We start from the raw sequence: 19,973 nt of genomic DNA, 5'->3' as shown, positions 1-19,973 counted from the left end.
AAGTTAAAAAAGTTAATGCTACAAGCATATTTATATTCCTGTTGTTTGCATATCGATTTATTCTATTACTTTTGCACTATGAGGAGATGGCTTAACATGCTGATTATTACAGCACTATTAATCACTTTCCCTGCTTTTGGCAATGCACAGGAAAAAGAGAAAGACAAGGAAATTCTTCTTGTCCCGATGTGTGTTTATCAAGGCGATACTATTCCGTACATCAACTTGCCCGAAGTTCATATTTTCAAACCACTTGTTTTTAAGAATAAAAAAGAACAGCGAGAATACGATCGGCTTGTTCGGAATGTAAAAATAACACTTCCTTACTCAAAGGATATTTACCGCATTACCCTCGAAACTTACGAGTATTTGCAAACACTACCCAACGAAAAATCTAAAGAACGCCATATAAAACGTGTAGAGAAAGGTATTAAGGAACAATACACTTCCAAAATGAAGAAACTCTCGTTTACACAAGGCAAACTGCTCATCAAATTAGTAGATAGAGAATGTAATCAAAGTTCGTACCAGTTGTTGAAAGCGTTTATGGGCCCTTTTAAAGCTGGCTTTTACCAGGCATTCGCATCGGTATTTGGCGCAAGTTTAAAAAAGCAGTATGACCCGAAAGGAGAAGACAAATTGATTGAACGAGTGGTTATATTGGTGGAGAATGGGCAGATATAATTTATGGAACTATTAAAAACACACTGAATGACACGATTTACCTACCTGATACTATTACTTTCTTTCTTAATTCTCTTTCTTTCTGGTTGTGCAAAGGAAACTTCTCGCTACAGAATAGGCGTATCACAATGTAGCGATGATGAATGGCGACACCAAGTAAACCAAGAAATAATACGCGAATCCATGTTCTATGATGGTGTAAGCGTAGAAATACGTACTGTAAAAGACGATACCGAAGCACAAAAGCAAGATATTCGTTATTTCATAGATCAAGCTGTTGACTTGATCGTCGTTGCTCCAAACGAAGCTGCTCCCATGACCGCCATCATTGAAGAAGCCTACGATAAAGGTATTGCAATCATTGTTTTCGATCGGAATATCTTATCCGATAAATATACGGCATGGGTAGGAGCCGATAACTACGAAATAGGTAAGAGTGTAGGTAACTACATTGCCTCCATGCTTGAAGGTAAGGGACGAGTTGCCGAACTAACAGGTCTTGCTGGTTCAACACCGGCCATAGATCGTCATCAAGGGTTTATGAGTGCTATCAGCCATTACCCAAGCATAGAGTTATTGTGCCAAGAAGATGCAGGCTGGCTTCGCGAACCTGCGGGTGAAAAAATGAATATTATACTTTCACGCTTTAACCACATTGATGTAATATATGCACAAAACGATCGCATGGCAGCAGGCGCATACGCTGCTGCTTTGCAACACAAGCGAGAAGGCGATATGAATTTCATTGGGATTGACGCCTTACCTGGCGAAGGATATGGACTTGACTTAGTAGAAAAAGGAGTACTTGATGCTACTTTTATCTATCCTACCGGTGGAGATAAAATTATTCAAATAGCCATGGATATACTCGAAGGACGCGACTTTCCACGCGAAACCATCTTAAACACTGCCGTGGTTGACCACACAAATGCACGCGTTATGACTTTACAGACACATCAAATATCTGCATTAGATGATAAAATCCGCACGCTGAATGGCAAGATAGATATTTACTTGTCTCGTTACTCAACGCAGCAAATCCTACTTTATGGCAGTTTGCTCATATTGGCTTTATTTGCAGGATTATTGCTTATGGTTATTAAATCACTACGTGCCAAGAACCGACTGAATAAAGAACTTTCTCGCCAGAAGGAGCAATTGGAACAACAACGTGACCAGTTGATTGATCTTTCTAAGCAACTCGAAGAAGCCACACATGCCAAACTCGTCTTCTTTACCAATATTTCGCACGATTTTAGAACGCCACTAACACTAGTTGCAGACCCTATAGATTATCTATTGGCAGATAAATCGCTTTCAGAAGAACAATCGCAACTATTGCAATTAGTAAAACGCAACGTAAATATCTTATTGCGATTGGTAAACCAAATCCTCGACTTCCGCAAGTTTGAAAATGGTAAATTAGAGTTTCATCCTTCACAGGTTAATTTGGCCGAGGTGCTGCAAAGTTGGAATAGTTCGTTTCTAACGGTTGCTCAAAAGAAGCATATTCACTTCTCATTTGATGTACAAGCGGATGTTACTAATTACTTAATGCTTGCAGATGTGGAAAAACTAGAACGCATCTACTATAATCTTCTTTCTAATGCCCTTAAGTTCACACCCGAGAATGGAAAAATTTCCGTAACCCTTTCATTCATCTCAGCCGAGAATCGCTTTCTGCTGAAAATAGCCAATACAGGTAGCCTAATTTCGCCCGAACATATACGCAGCATCTTCGATCGTTTTTATAAAATAGACAGACACCATTCGGGATCCGGCATCGGACTTGCACTTGTTAAGGCTTTTGTGGAATTGCATGAAGGAACTATCACTGTTGAAAGCGACGAGAAAGCGGGTACCGTATTTACACTCAATTTTCCTACGATAAAAAGCGAACTAGCAACTATCGATACCCATGCAGTTGAGAGTATCTCATTACCCGATTTCTCTATGGGTGATCTACCTGAAGAAGAGGCATACGACCCTACTAAACTTTCCTTACTGGTTATTGATGATAACGCAGACATTCGCATGTACATACGTGGACTACTCCAGCATGAATATTCCATATTGGAGGCTTCAAACGGTATGGAAGGAATACGTAAAGCCATGAAATACGTGCCCGATGTAATTGTATCCGATGTAATGATGCCGGGGATAGACGGGGTAGAGTGTTGCCGCCGCCTAAAAAAAGAACTACAAACATGTCACATCCCCATTATCCTGCTAACGGCTTGCTCACTTGACGAACAACGCATACAAGGTTATAATGGTGGTGCCGATTCATACATTTCCAAACCTTTCAGCTCACAGGTATTACAGTCGCGCATCAAAAATTTGATTGACTCCAACAAACGTATCAAACAAGTACTGAACGACAACCAGATAAGCGTACGAGAGAATGTATGTGATATGGATAAAGATTTTGTGGAGAAATTCAAGAGGTTAATCGAAGAGAACCTAAACGACACCGCTTTGAATGTAGAGGATCTGGGTAAGCAAATGGGGTTAAGCCGAGTGCAACTCTATCGCAAAATCAAATCGCTGACAAACTACGCCCCCAACGAATTGTTGAGGGCTACACGTCTTCGAAAAGCTATTTCTTTGTTGTCATCCACAGAGTTAAGTATTGCAGAAGTCTGCTATGAGGTAGGATTTACCTCACCTTCCTATTTCTCCAAATGCTACAAAGAGCAATATGGCGAAACACCTACCGACTTCTTGAAGAAGAAAAAACAATAGAGACTTCTTCCTTTAGCACATCTGGCAATATAGGCATCGCGCCACTTTGTGTGCATACGTAAGCCGATACATCAACTGCTAGTTGGTGTGCTTCGCTAATGCTTTTACCCGCAAGGATGGAAGCGCAGAAAGCAGCGGTAAAGGAGTCGCCTGCTCCAACAGTATCGGCTACGGTTACGAGCGGTGTTTCTTTGAATGAAATAGCATCGGGCGTAAATACATAACTTCCATTAGTGCCGCAGGTTAGAATAAGCATCTTTAAATTATAATCAGAGAGTAATTTTTGGCATTTCTCTTGTAGGTCGGTGCCAGGGTATCCAAACATACGACCAATCATAACTAACTCTTCATCATTAATCTTTAATACATTGCATTGCTCCAATGAGTGCGCCAAAATCTCCTTATTATAGAAGTGTTGACGCAAGTTGATATCGAAAATCTTAAGTTGCCCTTCTGTATTAGGCATCGTTTCAAGAAATTTGTTGATGGTGTTCTTACTTGCTTCGCTTCGCTGTGCCAACGACCCGAAACATACAGCACGAGTGTTGAGTGCCAGTTGTCTAAGTTCTTCGGTAAAAGGAATATTATCCCACGCTACCCCTTCTTTTATCTCATAACAAGGAATGCCCTCACTATCGAGTGTTACCTGAACAGTTCCTGTGGGATAATTAACACATTCTATACAACATTGAAGTGCTTTTTCTTGGAATACACTCATTATCTCTTCACCCAACTTATCATTGCCCACAGCACTAACTACCCGACTGTTCAGCCCAAACTGAGATACGTGGTATGCAAAGTTGGCGGGGGCACCTCCAATTTTCTTTCCTTCAGGAAGCATATCCCACAATGCTTCGCCCATTCCTACAATTATATTATTCATACTATTCGTTTTAATACTTAGTTGGCAATCTTTCTAATAAAATATAACAGGTAGATAACCCCTGTCAGCATAACGACAACGGCACCAGCTTGTGCATTTATGGCATCGGATGCAATTCCCATAATAAGTGGAAAGATGGTTCCACCAAAAAGGCCCATAATCATCAATCCGGATACCTCGTTCTTCTTTTCCGGTTTATTTAGCAAAGCAGCTGAGAAGATAATAGGGAAAATATTTGAATTGCCAAATCCAATAAGGGCAACACAAGCATAAATCATCATCTTTGTATCGAAAAAGAAAAGGCCACACATACCCAGCAGCATACAAAACGCACTGATGCCGAAGAATTTTTTAGAGGAGAACCGTGCCAGAATAAAAGCTCCCGAGAAACAACCAACAGTACGAAATAAGAAATACACACTGGTAGCATAAACGGCATCGTGTACCGAAACCCCTAAACGTTCAATCAATATTTTGGGAGCAGTAACGTTTGTACCAACATCAATACCTACATGGCAAACAATACCTAAAAAAGAGAGCAGGATTAGTTTATCGCCCAATAAGGCAAAACATTGTGTGAATGTAGAGCTTTTTTGAGTTGCCGTATTCTCTTCTTCAATTGAGGTAATACCCAAGAAAAAAATAGCTAATACGGAGATAACCATGAATATAGGGAATAGTATGCGCCAATTATGGAACTGCAAGGCTCCCCAACTGGCAATGAGCGGTGCTATGAACGAGGCTATCGCCTTCACAAACTGACCGAAAGTTAAAGAGCTGGCCAGTTTATCGCCATTTACAACATTCGACAGCAACGGATTGAGCGACACTTGCATCAAAGCATTACCTATGCCCAGCAATGAGAATGAAAGTAGCATCCCTACAAACGAGTAGCTAATAATAGGAATTAGCAAAGAAGTAGCAGTAATCGTCAAACTCAAAAGTACCGTCTTGCGACGACCGATACGATTCATTAGCATACCTGTTGGTACCGAACAAATCAAAAACCAAAAGAACACCATAGAGGGGAATATATTGGCCATCGTATCCGATAAATTCAAATCATTTTTAACGTAATTGGTAGCAGTTCCAACCAAATCAACAAACCCCATAGCGAAGAATGCTAACATAATGGGAACTAGTTTTAGGAGATTATTTTGTTTCATCATTTTGTACCTATTTTGTTATGGATAATGGATAAACATTAAATGTGGAAACCTCATACGTACCTCCTTTTCCGTAAAAACTGATGCGGTTGTATGATTCCGACGGAAAGACGAGGTTGGTCATTACAAAGCGTCCGTTGTCACCAAAGGCTTCGATACTTGATTTGTCTACAAATAAGCGTAATTTCATCTCTTTACCACTGGTAACAGGAGCCTCTGTTATTGCGGGGAAATCTTCGCTGAAGCTGATTGTGCCGCTGGTATTTCTGTCCATGTAGAATTTTTTCTCTAACAGATTGTAGTAACAATCCACTTCTTCTCCAAGACTATTAAAGAGACGGAATCCGATAACCTCGGCATTGTTGTTAGTGATGTTTATCTCTATTTCATAGCTACCCGTGTTGCTGTCCATTAGCTTATCTATGTTGTATAAACGATCTACTATAAATGATCTTTTATTTTCCGCCTTTCCTCGTAGTGTTTCTAATTCCGCTGAAGGTACATTTCGCAAGTAAGTTTCGCCATTAAAGGTGTAGAGAGTAAGATCGCGCGGAAGGGAGTTGGCACTTCGGAATTGTTGTGTAGGAACATTGTTTGCATACTGCCAGTTACTCATCCATGCTATAGCGATGCTGCGATTATCGGGTGCATTGCTCCAAGTAACAGTGGCATAATGGTCTTTACCCCAGTCCATCCACTTGGTTATTTGGGGCGATTCGTTAATAAAACTCTTTCCATTGAAACTGCCTACAAAGTACTGGGTTGCAGATCCGCCAAAAGGACCTCCCGGATTCAGATTACAAATCAAAACCCATTTTTTTTGATTACTACCTTCTACAGGAAGTTCGATTAAATCGGGACACTCCCAAACACCACCATGTGCACCTTCTCCTACACCAAAGTTACTTTCATAAGTCCATTCTTTGAGATTAGAAGATGAATAAAGCTGCATCTCTTGTCCTGCTGCTAGAATCAGAATCCACCTGTTTGTTTCAGTATGCCAAAACACTTTCGGGTCACGGAAGTCGGGTATATCAGCGATAATAATAGGATTACAATCATATTTTGTAAAGTTCCGCCCATTGTCTAGGCTGTATGCCATGCTTTGTGTTTGCCGTTCGCCTGCCGAAGTATAGATTGCTATGATAGCTCCAGCACCAAATCCTGCTGTATTGTCTTTATCAACAACAGCACTACCACTAAAGATTGTTCCCAAACTATCGGGAGCAATGGCTACAAGCAAATGTTCCCAACTAACAAGATCTTTACTTACTGCATGCCCCCAATGCATATTGCCCCACATAGATCCGTAAGGGTTGTATTGATAGAAAAGGTGATACTCACCGTCTTTATATACCATCCCATTGGGGTCATTCATCCAACCATATGGAGGAGAGAAGTGGTAAGTGGGACGAAAGGGTTCGCGATTAGCGGTGTCGAAAGTGTCGGAGAGTTTTATCTCATTCCAACAGATAGCCGAGTCGACAATGTGCTGAATTTTAAATGAAATGTGCTTGCTTGTAAATACCGATAGGTCAATAGGTACAAAATAATCGATATTGTTCACAGCCAGTCTCACATGCAGAGTTTGTACCACGCCATTATCTACTATAACGAATAGTTGCGACTCGCCGGAAGCTTCTTCTATGGGCAATAACAAATATTTCTGTGCCTTTTCTATTCGTACAATGCTCTGTTCATTTTCCAAATGTTGTATTTCGAAAGACGGATTGGGTGTTTTACACGAAAAGAGCACGGTTATCATTCCTATAAAGGAAAGAGAAAATATATACGTAAATGGTTTACGTAGGTTCCTGATATAATTCATGTTCGTTGTTTGGTATTAAATTCATTTAAATAAGATTGCCGGAAAGCTGTTGGCAAAATAACAGAATATAATGGTTGCAATACATAATAAATGTTTCAATAACTACTATTTTTGTTACATCGCAATATGTTTCAAAAATGCTATTTATTGGGTGTTACAAATTTAGGGAGATTTGAAACAAAAATTACAGTTCCAACAATCTCTTTCCTTTTACTTTGCAAGCAGGAAATCTAAGAGGCCCGGAAAGCATCTTGTGAAACTAATCCAAATTGTTAACACTAAAATCTATCATGTAATATGAGGAACCTAATTATTATTCTCCTTTTACCTTTGTGCGGAATAGTATATGCACAGAACATTACAGTAGAAGGAATTGTAAAATCGACCACGGAAACTGAAGGCATAATAGGTGTCAATGTCAGTATTAAAGGTCAGTCTGCCGGAACAATAACTGGTCTGGATGGAGACTACTCATTATCCGTACCTACTAATGCTACACTCGTTTTTTCTTTTATAGGATACGACACACAGGAAATTCTGGTGGATGGACGTACGGTTATTAATGTGAATTTAAAAGAATCGTCGCTTGTTCTTGATGAAGTTGTGGCTGTTGGCTACCGAACAGAACGCAAGGCAGATCTTACCGGAGCTGTTTCTGTAGTAAAGATAGACGATATGATGTCGGCTGCCGAAAATAATCCGATGAAAGCATTGCAAGGACGTATAGCCGGCATGCAGGTTACTTCCGACGGTAACCCGAGCGGTTCGGCAACCATACGAATACGTGGTATCGGTACGCTGAACAATAACGATCCTCTTTACATTGTCGACGGAGTACCTACCACATCGGGCATGCACGAAATGAATTCTAACGACATTGAAAGTATTCAGGTGCTTCGAGATGCTTCAGCAGCAAGCATCTATGGTTCGCGCGCAGCAAACGGAGTTATTGTTGTAACCACTAAAAAAGGAAAGAAAGGAGATATTCGTGTAAACTTCGACGCATACGTTACCATGAGCAAATATCACAATAAGATTGATGTGCTAAGTTCAAAAGAGTATGCCGAAGCCATGTGGAAAGCATCTGTCAATTCAGGTATCAATCCAAACGACAATAACTTGGGCATCAGATACGATTACACCACAGCGGATGGGGTAAATAAGCTCAATGCTGTTTATTTCCCCGAATATCTGGATGCCGCTCAAACAATGAAACCCGCTAATACCGACTGGTTTGACCAAGTAACACGTACAGGGGTAGCTCAATCATATAATTTATCGGTAAGCAACGGAACCGAAAGAGGAAACTATTTTTTTTCGCTGGGCTATTACGATAACGAAGGCTTGGTAAAGGAAACGGACTTTTCACGTATATCGGCACGCATGAACAGCGAATACAAATTATGGGGTGATATACTTACCATAGGAGAAAACTTTAGTTTGAATCACACTAGCGAAGTAACACAACCTTACCAGATTGTAGAAGCAGCGCTGATTGCTGTTCCATTTATACCCGTTCGCACCGAAAACGGCAAAAACTGGGGAGGTCCCATCAATGGACTGCCCGACCGCCAGAACCCTGCTCGTCTGATAGAAGACAACAAAGACAATCGTTATCGCTACTGGCGTATGTTTGGTAATGCTTATCTAAACATACAACCATTAAAGAAACTGAATATACGCTCTAGCTTTGGATTAGACTATGGTAATTTCTACAAACGTTCGCTTACGTACAGTTATCAGACCGGATTCTTGGAAAGCGACCGTACAAAATCTGTTATGGAACAAGCGCATTGGTTAAAATGGACATGGAGTAATGTAGCCACGTATGACTTTAAAATAGGCTACCACCGATTTGAAACCATGGCAGGTATGGAAATGTTTCGTCAGGAAGATATCAACTTTGCAGCTTCTCGCGAAGGCTTCGCATTGGAAACACCCAACTATATGTGGCCCGATCTGGGCACAGGTACTAGCGAAGGAACAGGTATATCTACTGCTTACTCGTTACTCTCTTTCTTTGGAAAGATAAACTATTCGTATGCCGACCGTTATCTGCTTTCGGCTACCATTCGTCGCGACGGCTCATCGCGCTTCGGATCCAACAACCGTTGGGGAGTATTTCCGGCATTCAATGCCGGTTGGAAAATCAGCCAAGAACCATTCATGGAGAGCTCACAAAGCTGGATGTCGGACTTGAAATTACGATTTGGCTGGGGACAAACCGGTAATCAAGAGATGGCCAATACCGCCATCTACGATATCTACGTGAGTGACTATGGAAAAGGAGATCCGACTTGGGATGCCGTATGGGGAACATCCTATGATTTTAATGGAAATGGAAGCGGACAACTACCATCAGGATTTAAGCGGACACAACTCAAGAATTCCGACCTTAAATGGGAAACAACAACCCAAACTAATATTGGTCTCGACTTCGGGTTGTTCAATCAAGCACTCTACGGTTCGGCAGAGTATTATATCAAAAAAACAGAGGATATACTCTTCCTGCCAGGATACGCAGCTATCAAAGGTGAAGGGGCCAATAAGTACTACAATGGTGCTTCTATCGAGAATAAAGGTTTTGAATTCTCATTAGGATATCGCGGAAAAGTTGGTTTTGGTCTCGAATACGATGTAACTGCCAACATATCGACCAATGACAACAAAGTAACTTACCTGCCGGAATCGGTAAAGAATTCGTATGGTGGTAATCAAACGTTCGACAATATTCTTGGTCGTCCGCTGGGCTCATTCTACGGATATGTCGCCGATGGAATATTCAAATCACAAGAAGACCTCGACCAACACTGTCGTCAAGATGGCAAAGGATTGGGACGTATCCGTTACCGTGACCTGAATAACGATGGGGTAATTACTTCCGACGACCGCACATGGATTGGCGATCCGTTTCCCGATTTTGCTTATGGACTCAACATCAATTTGGCATATAAAAACTTCGATCTTACCATTTATTTACAAGGTATACACAATGTAGATATTATCAATCAGCTAAAGTACACTAGCGATTTCTGGAGTGTATCCGACACACGTTCTAATAAAGGACGAAGACTACTCAACGCATGGGATCCTATTACCAATCCCAATTCAAATATTCCTGCCTTATCGTACGCTGACCATGCCGACGAAAAACGCTTCTCTTCATACTTCGTAGAGAATGGATCGTATTTGAAACTACGCAACTTACAACTGGGTTATAACCTACCAAAAGCATGGTTGCAGAAAATCAAAGTAGGTTCTTTCCGCACCTACGTAAGTGCACAAAATTTGTTCACTATCAAGAGCAAGAGTTTTACCGGTGTAGATCCCGAGAATCCGGCTTGGGGATATCCCATTCCATTAACAGTAACTTTTGGTATTAACGCTTCTTTCTAACAGATATAACAATGAAAAATAGTAAATATACACTCATAGCAATAGCCACAACCATTCTAATGAATAGTTGTAATTTTCTTGACGAAATTCCACAAGGCATCCTCAGCGAAGAAGAGGTAAAAGGTGCCGAACAGGTAGAGGGGCTTGTTACAGCCGCATATTCTTCATTGGGCAACGACCATTATGACAAGCCATTCAGCCTTTGGCCTTATGGTAACGTGAGATCCGACGATGCGTATAAAGGTGGAAACGATGAAACAGATATCTCAGCCTTTCATTTCTATGAAATAAATCAAAACGTAAAAACAGATTTTGGTGAAGCTGACGGATTATGGTTCTATACCTACGAAGCTATCTCGCGCATAAACTCGGCACTTGCTGTGCTGAAAACCGTGGAAGCTGCAGATTTCCCGCTGAAAGAAACACGCATGGGCGAAATGTACTTCCTGCGCGGACACTTCTACTTTATGCTCAAAGAAGTATTTGGACATATACCTTTCGTAGATGAGGATACCCCCATCGAGGAGTACGATTTTATAGACAATAAATTGCCAAACGACGACCAATGGGCATTCATAGTAAACGATTTTCAACGGGCTTACAACTTGCTACCTGTAAGTCAATCACAGGTGGGACGTTCCAATAAGATATCTGCCGCTGCTTACTTAGCCAAAGCGCGCCTGTTCAAAGCCTATAGGCAAGACGAAAGAAATAACGTAACAAGCATCAACGAAGATGATCTAAAAGATGTGTTGATATATACCGAAATCGTTATGAACTCATCGTACGGTCTTGAACCCGACATTGCCTGCAACTTCTTGCCGGGAGCTTACCAAAATGGAAAAGAATCAGTCTTTGCCGTACAGTATTCTACTAGCGACGGTACAATGTTTGGTCGACTCAACTGGGGAGATGTACTTTCTGTACCTATGGGAGTAGGTTGTTGTGACTTCCACAAACCCAGCCAAAACTTAGTAAATGCCTTCAAAACACAAAATGGTTTACCTGACTTTGCCAATTACAATAAAAACGATTATAACGACAGTGAAGATAAAACAGATCCTCGGTTGTACCATACCGTGGCACTACCCGGATATCCGTACAAATACAACGAAGAGCTTATCTACGAAGATAACTGGAATCGCAACCCCAATGTATATGGTTATTACGCATCGCTCAAGGAGAATGTAGATCCATCGTGCGACTGCTTCGTAAATGTATCCCCATTCTACGGAAACTCTAAAAACCGCATCGTTATACGTTATGCTGATGTGGTGTTGATGAGAGCCGAAGCATTAGTAGAGCTAAACCGTGAAACAGAAGCACTGCCACTGGTAAACCAGATACGTGAAAGAGCACAGAAAAGCACCACTTTTATCCCATACGCCACAAACCTAAACATTGCCCTTTATCAAAACGGAGTAAACTGTGTGTGGAGCAATAGCTATGCCCGGGAGGCAGTGCGTTGGGAACGTCGTTTAGAATTGGCTATGGAAGGAAACAGGTTCTTCGACCTTGTGCGCTGGGGTATTGCTGACACTGTGTTGAACGAATATTTTGATACAGAAAAGAATAAACGATCGTACTACTCATCGGCCAGATTTACAAAAAACAAAGATGAATTTATTCCTATTCCACAACAACAAATTGCATTTGTGAAAGGAATATATAAACAGAATTACGGATGGCAATAAATTTAAAAACAAATAGAATGAAAAAGAATATATGCAAAACGATAACATCGCTGCTGGCATTTGTAGCAATTAGTTGCTTTATGGCTTGCGATGACGATAAATACAATGAAATAGACAACACGGGCGAAGTCAAGATATTAACCTTTACTGCCAACGCCGTGCAGGAAACATTGGATCAGAAGAATTCGATTATCAACCTAGTGTTTAAAACAGGAACGGACTTAAGTCAGGTAACTCCCTCTTTCACCTTGTCAGAAGGAGCACAAGTGAAAACACCGGAAATGCCAAACGGTCCGATTGATTTCTTGAATACAGTTACCTACACCATTGTCAATGGAAATCTTTATCACGACTACAAAATTATATCGGCTCATGTGAGTGATGTAACCTATTTTGAACAATTCAATATCGGGATATACAAAGGTACTATTAACAATAAAGAACGTAAAGTGGTGGTAAAACTACCAATCGGTTCGGATGTAACAGCACTAGCACCATCTTATCTACTATCGGAAGGGGCTAAACTGATATCACCCATCGGAACTACCCATAACTTCACCAACCCGATAGAGTATACCATCGAATACTTAAACGAAACATTTACTTATACAGTAGCAGTAGAATTAGTAGATTTTCGCACAATGGCCTTCCTTGGCGTGCCTGCTACTGCCGGAGATATTACCAATATGGACGAGAAAACTGCTTATGAATGGTTTGTCAATAATTTCCCAATAACAGAATACGTGTCGTTCAAAGATATCAAAGAGGGAAAAGAGTTGAACAATTATGCTGTAATATGGTATCACTACGATTCGTATGATAAAGGTGGTGACCCTATAATACATGCCGATGCTAATGATAGCAAAGTAATAGATGCACTAAAAACTTATCTGGCGCAAGGAGGAAGTATGTTCCTTAGTTCGGCTGGACTCACGCTAGGGAATGTATTGAACATAGCCAAAGATAGAGGTATGTGGAACAATGCATGGGGCTTTGAAAATGGTCCATCAACGCTGAACGACGGCAATGGTATTGGATGGGGCATGCGTATTACACGCAACCACGAAATATTCAATGGATTGCGCATGGCAACAGGAGAAACAAATCGATTCTGGACAATAAGTAATGGTAGCAAAGTAAAAGGACACAATGTAATATGGAACCTATCGGAAGACTGGACAGGATGGGGTAGAGATGTGACTGCTTGGGAAAACATAACCGGAGGTAAACAATTGGCCACTGTACATTGGGATGACGATATGAACCAACGTTGTGTAATTACCGAATATGAAGCTACCGACAATAGAGGAGCAGTGATAACCACCGGAACAGAGGCTTACGACTGGTATCACGAAGACAACTCGCCGGAGAATAAATATCACGATAATATAGAGAAGCTAACCTACAATATTCTCAATTATCTAACCAAATAAATTCTAATTGATATAATCATGAAAACAAAATATATAATCATAGCTTTCATCGCCAGCCTGAATATTAGTGCGTGCAGTGACCTCGAATACGTCAGCAATGACCCCACAGCCGCACCCGGCACACCAGCTATGTACGACGTAAATGATTTAAACCTCAGTTACTCAACCTTCTTTAAACCCGCCCAAGGGTGGGTGGGCGACCCGATGCCTTTCTTCGAAGATGGAAAGTTTCATATATTCTATCTACAAGACGCACGCGATGGTGCACCCACATTTCATCCGATTTACAAAGCCGTAACAACAGACTTCATGAGTTACGAAGATAGTGGTGAAATGATTGCTTATGGAGAAGATGGAGGCAGGGAAGATGCTCTAGGTACAGGATCTGTGTTCAAAGAAGGGGATACATACTATTTCTTCTATACCGCTCATAACAGCGAAATGGACCCTAAAGAAGAGATATTCTTAGCTACATCAACTGACCTCAAAACATGGGAAAAGAAGGGTTATGTACTCAATGGTTGGGGCGACGGATACGACCGCAATGATTTTCGCGATCCGTTCATCATGAAAAACACCGATGGTACATATACCATGCTTGTAACTACCCGTGCCGACTATAAAGGATCTTGGCGTGCTGTACTCACACAATACACCTCTGATAAACTAACCGAAGGGTGGCAACGTCGTGAACCTTTTTACGACAGCGCAGAGACAAATAACCTGGAGTGTGCAGATGTATTTACGATAGGTAATTACCAATACCTTATCTTCTCGGAGCAAAATGACAGACGTGGAGTACATTATGTATATCGCACTATCGGCACCCAAGAATGGACGGTTCCGTCGAATAATTTTCTGGATGGATATGCCTATTATGCAGCCAAAACAGCTACCGATGGCACAAACCGTTATCTTTTCGGCTGGTGTCCTACACGCGACGATGCTTCAGACTATAATAATTACAGTTGGGCGGGCGCTTTGGTAGTGCATCGCATCGAGCAACAAACCACCGGCGAACTTCGTTTGAGTATTCCCGAATCTATCAATGAGAAGCTAAGTAACAAAGTGAACCTAAAAGCTGAAATTATTAAAGAAGCTGCAGTAAGCGGCAACTCATATGCGTTGAAAGGCACAAACCAAAAAGCTATTGTTGTATTTCCACGTTTCGACAAAGGTGCTGTAAACAAGATTACTGCAACAGTGAAAGCAACAAGTGCTAAACGGTTTGGTATTGAGTTTGGTGCAGCCGGAAGTCGTAAATATGTATACGATCTTACCATTGATACCGAAGCACAAAAGGTAAAACTCAACTATGTAGTAAACGAAAATGTAGACAAAACGTTGACTGAAGCAGTATTACCTGCAACCATAAACGGCGAATACCAAATTACAGTAGTTGTAGAAAATTCGGTATGTGTGGCATATATTAATAATGAAGTAGCCTTGTCAAACCGTATTTATCAGATGACACAAAATCCGTGGGCTATATTTGCCGAAGAAGGCGATGCTACATTTAACGTAGAAATGTTCAAATAAAACATATCGTACAGTAGTACAACTTAGAGAAATAGAAAAAGAGGATGTGTCAAGAATAAAAGCTTGATACATCCTCCTCGTATATATCTACAGTTTATTAAACAAATCCCAAATAACAATCCCTGCAGTAACCGAAACATTTAATGAGTGTTTTGTTCCGTATTGTGGTATTTCAATGCAAGTATCGGAAGCATCAATAACTTCTTGTTTTACACCTTTTACTTCGTTACCAAGTATCACCGCATATTTTTTTGTTTTATCAAGTTGAAGCTCGTTAAGCATCACACTACCTTCTACCTGTTCAATAGAGTATATAAAATAACCATCTTCCTGAAGTGATTTAACAGCCTCTACAGTATCTTTAGAGTAATACCAATCTACACTAAACTCGGCTCCAAGTGCTGTTTTGTGTATTTCGGGGTGTGGAGGTATTGCCGTAATACCGCATAAATAAATAGCCGATACCCGAAAAGCATCTGCCGTGCGAAAAACCGAACCTATATTATGCAAGCTGCGTATATCATCAAGTATCACAACCAATGGAATTTTTTTAGCTTCTTTATACTCTTCGGCAGTAATTCTATTCAATTCGGTAATTTTCAGTTTACGCATAATATATAATTCTATGATTTAATTACAAAAGTAACCCTTTGTGATGGAAAGCAATAAACATCTATGTGGAAAAGATTGTTAATAACAGTGGAAAACTTATCCAAAACAAATTCACATTTTCAGCGGGAATAAACCACGAAATATAAAAACTATTTATACGGCACTACTGAATTAACAATGCAAATTTTTTAATCCTTTTTTTCTATAGCTACTTAAACACATTTTTCAGTATCAAATAACCTAATTCTCTAACAAAGTTTTTAACTTTGCCAATTATCAACCGTTTGTTAATAACAGTATACATCTACTTTATTATCAAACAAATAGAATAATTTAATGTTGTTAATAGAGTAGGTATAACAGTTTTTCTCAAACTAATACCTTTATACGCAAGTTTTAGAGCATGAAAATATTGACAGTTTCAACACCCTATTATAATCATCATATATTTTCAATTATTTAAAACTAAAACAAAAATATAATAATGAAAAAAGAGGAATGGTTAATAAAAGGTTTCGCCGATGAACCTATTGATGCGCATATCGATTTGATTAAAGCAATCAATGAATTGAAAAAGGAGAAAAATGCTGTTATTATGGCACACTATTACCAGACAGGCGAAATTCAAGATATAGCCGATTATGTAGGTGATAGCTTAGCACTTGCACAATGGGCGGCTAAAACAACAGCGGATATCATTGTGCTTTGTGGTGTTCATTTTATGGGCGAAACAGCTAAAATACTCTCTCCTGATAAAAAGGTATTGATACCCGATTTCAATGCAGGCTGTTCACTTGCTGATAGCTGTCCGGCAGATAAGTTTGGTAAATTTGTCAAAGAGCATCCAGGTTATACCGTTATTTCGTATGTAAATACTACTGCGGCAGTCAAAGCTGTTACCGATATAGTAGTGACTTCTACTAACGCAAAACAGATAGTAGAAAGTTTTCCCAAAGATGAGAAAATAATCTTCGGTCCGGATAGAAACTTAGGAAATTATATTAACTCGGTTACTAACCGGAATATGTTATTATGGGATGGTGCTTGCCATGTGCACGAACAGTTTTCGGTAGAGAAAATTGTAGAACTGAAAGCAGCTCATCCAGATGCACTTGTATTAGCTCACCCAGAGTGTAAAAACACGGTATTGGCATTGGCAGATTTTGTAGGTTCTACAGCAGCATTGTTGAAGTATAGTATAAATAGCGATAAAAATAAGTTTATTGTGGCTACCGAATCGGGTATTCTACACGAGATGCAAAAACAAGCACCTCATAAAACGTTCATTCCAGCGCCTCCCAATGATAGTACTTGTGGATGCAATGATTGTTCTTTTATGAAGCTAAATACGCTCGAGAAGCTTTATAATTGCTTGAAATATGAATATCCGGAGATAGAGGTAGATGCTGAAATAGCAAAAGAAGCAGTGAAGCCTATAAAACGAATGCTGGATATTTCGGAAAAATTAGGGATGTAGGAGTAATTCCTACTTCCCTGTTATCACTAAGATTTTTGTAGCAATTCCTTCTTTTCCACTTGCGTCGGCGGCTAATACAAAGTAAACGCCCGAAGCTACTCTCCTACCCTCTCTATTCTTTCCGTCCCAAGTGAACTGTCCGCCTACGGATGTTCCCGAATAGATAACCGTTCCGCTTGCATCGGCTATTTTTACATCACTGTCACGAACTAGTCCGGTAACAGTAATAATACCGTCATACGAAGGCTTTACAGGGTTTGGATACGCATATATTTCGCTTGCAAAATCTTCTTCGGCTTCGGTGGCATCACTTTGATAAGAAATCAATCCTTTGTTTGTGCCGATAAATACTTCGCCGGTACGTGGATGTATAGCAATGGAAAGTATATTGTTAGAGAGTAGCGGACTATTCTTCTCTGTGAAGTGTTTTATCGTTTCTAATCCATCTTCACTAATCAGATAAATACCATTTGTTTCTGTACCAATCCATTTGCGGTTTGCACCATCTATTGCAATGGCATTGATAATATCGTTTACGAGTAAATAATCTGCCAGATTGGTTCCGTCATTTCTGGGTACTTTAATTTGTGTGCAGCGTACATCACTCTCGAAAAAGCGTGATGGGTTATTGAATATCACCGGTCCTTTATCCGTACCAACCCATATTGCACCGTTTTTATCTTCAACTATGCAATTAATATTGGTTCTGTCAAGTAATATACCGTCCTGATTGGTAAAGCGAGTCAGGAATTTATACTTATCATCACTCGCATCTTCTAATGTATTATTGGTGTTCAGGCAGAATATTCCCGAATTAATAATCCAATGTGAAGTAGCCCAAAACCAGCCACGCCTATCAAAAAGGCTCTCTTCAAAGTTGGTCAATTTTGTTGTTTCAGGGAAAGTAAAGCTAACCCAGTTGCCATCTTCTTTCAATACATGAACACTATTTTTTGTTTCGCTGCTTAACATCCAGAGGTTATTATTAGTATCGTAGTTCAGTCCATTGATACGGATGTAATTACGGCTATCGGGAATAATAGTTTCAAGCGGACTATTATCCATCGTATAAAGTTTTATGAATTCTCCTTCTTTAAACTCATACAATCCTTCTCCTGCCGATGAAGCAAAAAAATGTTCGTTATCTTTCGGGTTCTGGGCGATGGAGGTAATATCTCTAAACGATTGCCCGATAGAAGCGGCTATTGCCTTCTCATTTACATTACTCCACTTATTGTTTTCAAACATGGCAATTGTTCCCGGATTATCGAAACGATCGTAATGAATACCTCCTCCAGTAATAAATAGGCGTTCGCCTTCAAATTTCATGTAGTGAGGTAAATTTCTTACCGGACTGTTTGGAATAACCCCCGACATAATGTCTTCCATTTTGTTATCCGTGAGTTTTTGTCCTGTTAATCCACTCTCTTTATATGCTCCCCAGTAAGTATTGTTTGCGTACGACATATGATTTACCTCTCTGCCTAGTTCCATGTAATTCCATGTGTCTTTTGTATGAAAAGGCAAAAATATATAACTGTTTCCACATAGTAGTTTGTCTTCGTATGGATTCATCATGGTGTAATTTCCTTGCAGGTACATGGTAGCCACACAGGTTTCTTTGTCTATTCTATAAATTCCACTTTGAGCAATATTACCCATTAATATATCATCGTATAATACAAAATGTTCAAATACATCATCAGATGTTTTTTTCCATTTACTGTTATCCAAAAGATTATCGGTAAGTTTTCCTACAAATAATCCCTCTTGTGTAGCAGCATAAATGGTTTGATTGTCTATCGTACAGTCGTTTACTACTTTGTGTAAAGTATAAGTATTGGCTATTTCTTTTTTATTGAGATTGATAACAAGTATGCCGAATGAAGTTGATAAATAAGCATATTCATTATGAAAACGTATACTGTTTACTTCTTTACTATACGTCATGATTTTATTCATGAAATCGGGCAGGTTATATACTTTTTTATCTTCTACCAATAGGTCTATGTTGGCATTAGAATAAATTATAACTAATGTTTTATACTCTTTATTGTAAGCTATACGCGTGATGTTTGTATCGTTTAGCTTGTTTATTTTGTCGAAAAGATATACTTCCTGATCTTCTTTATTATACGAGAAAAGTCCACCGTTTGCCAGTGCGTAAATAATGTCTCCGGCAGGTTCGGTTTGGGTAACGTTGTGGTAAGATAAATGTGTACGCCAAGTGCCAATAGCTTGTTGGGCGTGAACTTGTATAGCGAAGAAAAGTAAAATGAGGCAGGATATATGTTTCATATTCTATAAAACTAAAAAGAAAGTACATTAAAAATATAATCTTCCATTTTGTATGGTAAATCATCAATTGCCGGCTGCTTTAGCTGCCGGATTTATAGTGTTTTTATATTAGGCTTTAGCCAAAAAACAGTTTGGCTAAAGCCGTGTTAAGAATAACCTTTGTACCCGTCGGTTAAAACCGACGGCAATTATAATAAAACACTACTCCCCTTTATATA

12 protein-coding genes are annotated in these 19,973 nt (G+C 39.8%); 7 read left to right on the top strand and 5 right to left on the bottom strand.

The window, feature by feature from the left end; genetic code table 11:
- The first annotated feature begins 78 nt into the window (after positions 1 to 78).
- Positions 79 to 684, top strand: a complete 606-nt coding sequence (locus D0T50_RS04430) for a DUF4294 domain-containing protein (RefSeq protein WP_163222296.1) — start codon at positions 79 to 81, stop codon at positions 682 to 684.
- A 27-nt stretch (positions 685 to 711) separates the two neighbouring features.
- Entirely contained in the window at positions 712 to 3,429 is a 2,718-nt protein-coding gene (locus D0T50_RS04425) for a substrate-binding domain-containing protein (protein WP_163222295.1), read from the top strand.
- Here the strand turns inward: D0T50_RS04425 and D0T50_RS04420 are convergent.
- From D0T50_RS04420 to D0T50_RS04410, 3 genes are read right to left on the bottom strand one after another with little or no spacing between them, the layout of a single operon-like run.
- Entirely contained in the window at positions 3,398 to 4,312 is a 915-nt protein-coding gene (locus D0T50_RS04420) for a carbohydrate kinase (protein ID WP_163222294.1), read from the bottom strand. The genes D0T50_RS04425 and D0T50_RS04420 overlap by 32 nt on opposite strands.
- 17 nt (positions 4,313 to 4,329) lie before the next feature.
- Positions 4,330 to 5,481 (bottom strand): MFS transporter, encoded by a 1,152-nt coding sequence (locus D0T50_RS04415; RefSeq protein WP_370520878.1) that lies wholly within the window; start codon positions 5,479 to 5,481, stop codon positions 4,330 to 4,332.
- A gap of 7 nt (positions 5,482 to 5,488) precedes the next feature.
- Positions 5,489 to 7,306, bottom strand: coding sequence for a GH32 C-terminal domain-containing protein (locus tag D0T50_RS04410; protein WP_163222293.1), 1,818 nt, complete (start codon positions 7,304 to 7,306; stop codon positions 5,489 to 5,491).
- A 297-nt stretch (positions 7,307 to 7,603) separates the two neighbouring features.
- On the opposite strand from D0T50_RS04410, the gene D0T50_RS04405 reads away from it, so the two are divergent.
- The 4 genes from D0T50_RS04405 to D0T50_RS04390 are packed head-to-tail and all read left to right on the top strand — an operon-like array spanning position 7,604 to position 15,368.
- Positions 7,604 to 10,702, top strand: coding sequence for a TonB-dependent receptor (locus D0T50_RS04405; RefSeq protein WP_163222292.1), 3,099 nt, complete (start codon positions 7,604 to 7,606; stop codon positions 10,700 to 10,702).
- Positions 10,703 to 10,713: 11 nt separating this feature from the next.
- Positions 10,714 to 12,396: a RagB/SusD family nutrient uptake outer membrane protein gene (locus D0T50_RS04400; RefSeq protein WP_163222291.1), complete on the top strand. Its 1,683-nt coding sequence runs from the start codon at positions 10,714 to 10,716 to the stop codon at positions 12,394 to 12,396.
- A 17-nt stretch (positions 12,397 to 12,413) separates the two neighbouring features.
- On the top strand, positions 12,414 to 13,829 hold the full coding sequence (locus tag D0T50_RS04395) for a DUF4960 domain-containing protein (RefSeq protein WP_163222290.1): 1,416 nt from the start codon (positions 12,414 to 12,416) through the stop codon (positions 13,827 to 13,829).
- A gap of 18 nt (positions 13,830 to 13,847) precedes the next feature.
- On the top strand, positions 13,848 to 15,368 hold the full coding sequence (locus D0T50_RS04390; RefSeq protein ID WP_163222289.1) for a glycoside hydrolase family 32 protein: 1,521 nt from the start codon (positions 13,848 to 13,850) through the stop codon (positions 15,366 to 15,368).
- A gap of 87 nt (positions 15,369 to 15,455) precedes the next feature.
- On the opposite strand, the gene D0T50_RS04385 is transcribed toward D0T50_RS04390, so the two are convergent.
- Complete coding sequence (locus D0T50_RS04385; RefSeq protein WP_163222288.1) at positions 15,456 to 15,980, bottom strand: RNA methyltransferase; 525 nt, start codon at positions 15,978 to 15,980, stop codon at positions 15,456 to 15,458.
- A 484-nt stretch (positions 15,981 to 16,464) separates the two neighbouring features.
- On the opposite strand from D0T50_RS04385, the gene nadA reads away from it, so the two are divergent.
- Positions 16,465 to 17,457 carry a quinolinate synthase NadA gene (gene nadA / locus D0T50_RS04380; RefSeq protein ID WP_163222287.1) on the top strand — a complete coding sequence of 331 codons (993 nt, stop codon included), beginning with the start codon at positions 16,465 to 16,467 and terminating at the stop codon, positions 17,455 to 17,457.
- Positions 17,458 to 17,466: 9 nt separating this feature from the next.
- Here the strand turns inward: nadA and D0T50_RS04375 are convergent, their stop codons facing one another.
- A complete protein-coding gene (locus D0T50_RS04375) occupies positions 17,467 to 19,755 on the bottom strand; it encodes a two-component regulator propeller domain-containing protein (RefSeq protein WP_163222286.1) in 2,289 nt (762 codons plus the stop codon).
- Between the last annotated feature and the right edge of the window lie 218 nt (positions 19,756 to 19,973).

This window comes from Bacteroides sp. 214, assembly GCF_010501015.1.
GTDB lineage: Bacteria > Bacteroidota > Bacteroidia > Bacteroidales > Bacteroidaceae > Bacteroides.
This window is presented reverse-complemented; position numbering and strand designations above follow the sequence as displayed.

Excerpts from the sequence above, each read along its gene's own strand:
- D0T50_RS04430 (WP_163222296.1), top strand. The coding sequence starts at position 79 with ATGAGGAGATGGCTTAACATGCTGATTATTACAGCACTATTAATCACT.
- D0T50_RS04425 (WP_163222295.1), top strand. The coding sequence starts at position 712 with ATGACACGATTTACCTACCTGATACTATTACTTTCTTTCTTAATTCTC.
- D0T50_RS04420 (WP_163222294.1), bottom strand. The coding sequence starts at position 4,312 with ATGAATAATATAATTGTAGGAATGGGCGAAGCATTGTGGGATATGCTT.
- D0T50_RS04415 (WP_370520878.1), bottom strand. The coding sequence starts at position 5,481 with ATGATGAAACAAAATAATCTCCTAAAACTAGTTCCCATTATGTTAGCA.
- D0T50_RS04410 (WP_163222293.1), bottom strand. The coding sequence starts at position 7,306 with ATGAATTATATCAGGAACCTACGTAAACCATTTACGTATATATTTTCT.
- D0T50_RS04405 (WP_163222292.1), top strand. The coding sequence starts at position 7,604 with ATGAGGAACCTAATTATTATTCTCCTTTTACCTTTGTGCGGAATAGTA.
- D0T50_RS04400 (WP_163222291.1), top strand. The coding sequence starts at position 10,714 with ATGAAAAATAGTAAATATACACTCATAGCAATAGCCACAACCATTCTA.
- D0T50_RS04395 (WP_163222290.1), top strand. The coding sequence starts at position 12,414 with ATGAAAAAGAATATATGCAAAACGATAACATCGCTGCTGGCATTTGTA.
- D0T50_RS04390 (WP_163222289.1), top strand. The coding sequence starts at position 13,848 with ATGAAAACAAAATATATAATCATAGCTTTCATCGCCAGCCTGAATATT.
- D0T50_RS04385 (WP_163222288.1), bottom strand. The coding sequence starts at position 15,980 with ATGCGTAAACTGAAAATTACCGAATTGAATAGAATTACTGCCGAAGAG.
- nadA (WP_163222287.1), top strand. The coding sequence starts at position 16,465 with ATGAAAAAAGAGGAATGGTTAATAAAAGGTTTCGCCGATGAACCTATT.
- D0T50_RS04375 (WP_163222286.1), bottom strand. The coding sequence starts at position 19,755 with ATGAAACATATATCCTGCCTCATTTTACTTTTCTTCGCTATACAAGTT.